The organism is Bacillus sp. MUM 13, from assembly GCF_001866725.1.
GTDB lineage: Bacteria > Bacillota > Bacilli > Bacillales > DSM-1321 > Peribacillus.
Map to the genome: position 1 here is coordinate 1 of NZ_MLYQ01000155.1, position 4,470 is coordinate 4,470.

General features: G+C 41.2%; 3 protein-coding genes. 1 reads left to right on the top strand and 2 read right to left on the bottom strand.

Translation table 11 applies throughout. The features are described 5' to 3' along the window. Nucleotides 1–297 precede the first annotated feature (297 nt). Nucleotides 298–1,668 (top strand): amino acid permease, encoded by a 1,371-nt coding sequence (locus tag BIV59_RS22160; RefSeq protein ID WP_071353625.1) that lies wholly within the window; start codon nt 298–300, stop codon nt 1,666–1,668. Nucleotides 1,669–1,767: 99 nt separating this feature from the next. Here the strand turns inward: BIV59_RS22160 and BIV59_RS22165 are convergent, their stop codons facing one another. Together BIV59_RS22165 and BIV59_RS22170 are read right to left on the bottom strand one after the other, a co-directional pair. Further along, the gene (locus tag BIV59_RS22165; RefSeq protein ID WP_071353626.1) at nt 1,768–2,043 is read right to left on the bottom strand and encodes a YqhV family protein; all 276 of its coding nucleotides are present in this window, start codon (nt 2,041–2,043) and stop codon (nt 1,768–1,770) included. A gap of 504 nt (nt 2,044–2,547) precedes the next feature. Next, on the bottom strand, nt 2,548–4,221 hold the full coding sequence (locus tag BIV59_RS22170) for a ribonuclease J (protein WP_071353627.1): 1,674 nt from the start codon (nt 4,219–4,221) through the stop codon (nt 2,548–2,550). Nucleotides 4,222–4,470: the final 249 nt, after the last annotated feature.

A 4,470-nucleotide genomic window follows, 5' to 3' on the forward strand; every position in this document is an offset into this window, starting at 1 on the left:
CCGCTAATCCCACAGGAGTCACGCACCTTACACTCCAATCAATCCGGTTTAACAACGGGATCGCTTCACAGAATATATTAAAAAACAACAATCTTTAAGAAAAGAGCCTTAAAGGGTGAGGACTTAATGAATAAATAAATCCCCCGCATTTCATAATAATAAAAATGTTAGGTGAGATCCATTCAGCTGGAAATGTGGTTAGCAGTGATTTCCAAGATTATGGATTTTTTACTGCACAGCTCGTTTTGTGAATGTTAAAATAGAGGGTTTTATTAGTGAAGAACTGGGGGGGGTTTCATGAGTCAATCAGGGTGTGGAACAGGCGGAAGTAAACCTGACAATTCAAGTAAAGGGCAAATGAAATGGTGGCAGCTGTCTTTAATGGGAATCGGATGTACAATTGGTACCGGTTATTTCCTCGGATCAAGTATTGGGATAAAAACAACTGGCCCTTCTATTGTTTTTTCCTTTATCTTAGCTGCGATTGGTACCTACATCGTTTTTAATGTGCTGGCAAAAATGACTTCCGATGACCCGCATGAAGGATCTTTTTGTTATTATGCGAAAACTGCTTATGGAAATTGGGCAGGTTTTAGCTGCGGGTGGAATTACTGGAGTTCTAATATCCTCATTATCGGGAGTCAGCTGACTGCCCTTTCTATCCTTTCGAAATTTTGGTTCCACCAGGTTCCTCTTTGGGTTTTCGCCGCCGGTTATGCAGTGGCATCGATTGGCGTGGTGCTGCTCGGCACAAAAGGGTTTGATAAAGTAGAGGGAATTCTTGCCGTCGTCAAAACGGCTGCCATTTTTATGTTTATTGTTGTTGCGGCAGCTGCTATTTTCGGATGGATTCATGGAGATGGAAGCTCTATACATTTTCCGAAAAAATCTCACGAAATCTTTCCTGAAGGGTTCAAAGGATTTTGGGCCTCACTCATTTATGCATTTTATGCATTTGGAGGCATTGAAGTAATCGGCCTGATGGCAATGCAGCTTAAAAAGAAGGAAGAAGCCCCAAAATCGGGGATTGTCATGCTGATCCTACTCACCATCATTTATGTCATTTCTTTGGTATTAGCGGTTAGCATGGTTCCGTATGAAGGATTCAATGACAAGGAAAGTCCTTTTGTTAAAGCGATGGAAAATTTCCACCTTGCCTTTTTTCCTCATGTATTTAATGGAGCTATCATTATTGCAGGTTTTTCAACGATGACCGCTTCCCTTTTCGGTGTAACCACTTTGCTGGCTACGATGGCGGAGGATGGGGATGCCCCTTCTTTTTTCAGTAAAAAAATAAAGAAAATGAAGGATCTGCCCCTGCCATCCTTAGGACTTGCGGCAATAGGGCTGTTAGCTTCTATTGTTACCGCACTTTTATTGCCGGGAAAAATATACGAATATATTACAACGGCAGCGGGTATTCTGATTCTGTATAATTGGCTGTTCATCATTATATCTTCATTGAAAATACTAAAAATGAAGGTCATAGCAAAAATAATGGCTTGCATCGGGCTCGCCCTGATGCTTGCGGCCATCAGCGGGACGGCTCTGGAAAAAAACATCCGGCCGGGCTTGTTTGTGAGCCTTGGTGTGGTCGTGCTGATTGCCTGTGTAGCGGTTTTGAAAAATAAAATTCAAGGAAAGAAAAAGACTGCGGAAGAATCTTAAATCCCGGAAGAATAAGAAATATTTGATCTGTTTGAAGCAGATGCGGTATGAATCTTTGCAGCAGCATTCGGACAACCGCTGGATGCTCCGGATTTTTTCCTATTTGCTTTTTACTCCTATTAAGATAAGAGCAACACCCAAAAATATACAGACGATTTTAACAAGTGAAAGTTTTTCGGATATCCCAATCAGGCCTATTGTTGTCGTAAGTATTAAAACCATTGGCCCGATTAGCGATAGAGAGCTGTTTACCATAAGTGCTTTCTCGATATCATTCAGCTTGTACATAAGGATGGCGGCCGATATTTCAATACTTCCGGAGATGAGCCGTAAAAAAGCCATAATAAGCACCGTTTTCTCAATTGCTATAAACATTGACATCCCCCAACTTTAGAATGAGCTAATTCTTGTTTTATGGTTAATAAATGGATATGTCACCCCGCCAAAGCTGATATTCCCTGGAAACCAAAGTAAACGCCAAACCCGATCAGCGATATGCCGCTTGTACATTTTATGACTAGCATTACTTTCTAATGCCGGCAAAAGTGAGATGGGTATATTTTTAAGCAGCCAGAAGCATAAAATTTTTAGAATTATTAATATCCAGGGAACAGAGATTTTTAGACAGAGCCCAGACATATACCACTTGGAAAGGGGAAAGGGTGGATTGTACAATATCTCTTTAAGTGGAAAAAGGCAGTGTTAAGCAGGGATATATTCATGAGAGTGAAGGGCTGGTTGTGAATATAAAGTAAGCGAAGGATAACTTTGCGAATGCATGATTTTTATAGAAATTAGGAAAAACGAATTTTTAAATTAAAAAAAGTGCGGGAAATTGCCATTTCCTGCACCTTGATACTAATTTTATGTCAAGAAAGTTTATACTTCAATAATAATAGGAAGAATCATCGGCTTTCTTTTGGTTTGCTCGTATAGGTACTGCCCAATGGTCTTTCTGATGCTTTGTTTCATAGCATTCCACTGATAGACTTTTGCTTTTTGGAGATCCTTGACTGTTATCTTCACCATTCTGTTCACTTCGCTTAAGAGCTCCTCAGAGTCACGTGCAAAAACAAATCCGCGTGAAATGACATCAAGGCCGCATATAATCTTTCTTTCTGACTTGCTGAGCGTGACCACGATTACAAGCATTCCATCTTCCGAGAGAAGTTTGCGGTCTCTCAGTACAATGTCACCAACATCTCCAATTCCCACACCGTCTACAAAGATGTTCCCTGCAGGCACTTTCCGTATTTGCCGGGCTTTCCCGTTTTCAATATCGACGACTTCACCATTGCTGATAATAAAGGTATTTTCCTTATTAACTCCAACAGACTCTGCCAGCATGCTGTGATGATGCAGCATCCTGAATTCTCCGTGAACAGGAATGAAGTATTTAGGCTTCATTAACGTGAGCATCATCTTTAATTCTTCCTGATAAGCATGTCCTGAAACATGCATTCCTGTCGAGGAACCAGAGCCATAAATTACATTGGCGCCAAGCTGAAAAAGGTTATCGATGATTTTCGTAACATCGCGCTCATTCCCTGGTATAGGGGAGGATGCAAATATAACGGTATCGCCTGGGAGTATGGATACATCCCTGAAATTTGATGAAGACAGGCGTGATAAAGCGGCCATGGGTTCGCCCTGGCTTCCTGTACAAAGAATGCACACATTTTCAGGTTCGAAGTCATTCACTTGATTGGCCTCAATCAGCATGTTTTCCGGTATGTCTAAATAACCGCGTTCCATTGCAACTGAAACGACGTTCACCATGCTTCTCCCAAGCAATGCAAGCTTGCGCCCCGTCTTATGTGCAGCATCTGCTATCTGCTGAAGCCTGCTTACATTGGAAGCAAAGGTCGAAATGATTATTTTATTTTCGGCCCTTAAAAAAGATTCCTCGATATGAGTGCCTACCACCCGTTCAGAAGGGGTAGAGCCGGGACGTTCAGCGTTTGTGCTTTCAGACAATAAAGCCAATACTCCGTCACTCCCGATTTTGGCCATTTTGTGAAAATCGGGGAATTGATTATTAGCTGGTGTCAGGTCAAACTTAAAATCGCCCGTATGGACCACTGTGCCTTCAGGTGTATCAAAAACAATTCCGAGGCAATCAGGTATGCTGTGATTTGTGTTGAAAAAACGGAGGCCGATTTTGCCTAATTGAAAAACGGAATCTGAATGAATCTCGATTAACTTGCTTTCTCTAAGAATTTTATGTTCTTTCAATTTCAATTCAATTAATCCCAGAGTAAAGAAAGTGGCATATATAGGGATATTTAATTTTTTGAGAAAGTAGGGAATTCCGCCTATATGGTCTTCGTGTCCATGAGTCACAATCATTCCGCGGATTTTTTCTTCATTTTCCTGCAAGTATGAAATATCAGGAATAATCAGATCGATTCCCGGCAATGTTTCATCAGGAAATTTAGAGCCGCAGTCAATCACAATGATGTCATCGGAATATTGAAGGACATACATATTCTTTCCAATTTCATTCACTCCGCCTAGTGCAAATAATGACAGCATGTCTTCACTTTTTCCCATAAAAGAAACCTCCCAGCTGAAATGTATGTTTCTTAGTATGCTCAGTTCATAAACGGTTAGTCATTATTTAGGAGTGCTTATCATCATTACCTAAGGCTGTGTTTCGGGTTTATATGCCCATAAGATGATTATGTTAAGTGTGTCATTTAAAAAGGCTGTTTTCGTAAACTTTGCTGCTATAGAACAAGGGGTTGATTTCCGCTCCAGGATGCTCGCTTTCCGCGGGGCGGGCGGTGAGCCTCCTCGGCT

What these genes read in the sequence shown, in the direction of transcription:
- BIV59_RS22165 (WP_071353626.1), bottom strand. Translation starts at nt 2,043, where the DNA reads ATGTTTATAGCAATTGAGAAAACGGTGCTTATTATGGCTTTTTTACGG.
- BIV59_RS22160 (WP_071353625.1), top strand. Translation starts at nt 298, where the DNA reads ATGAGTCAATCAGGGTGTGGAACAGGCGGAAGTAAACCTGACAATTCA.
- BIV59_RS22170 (WP_071353627.1), bottom strand. Translation starts at nt 4,221, where the DNA reads ATGGGAAAAAGTGAAGACATGCTGTCATTATTTGCACTAGGCGGAGTG.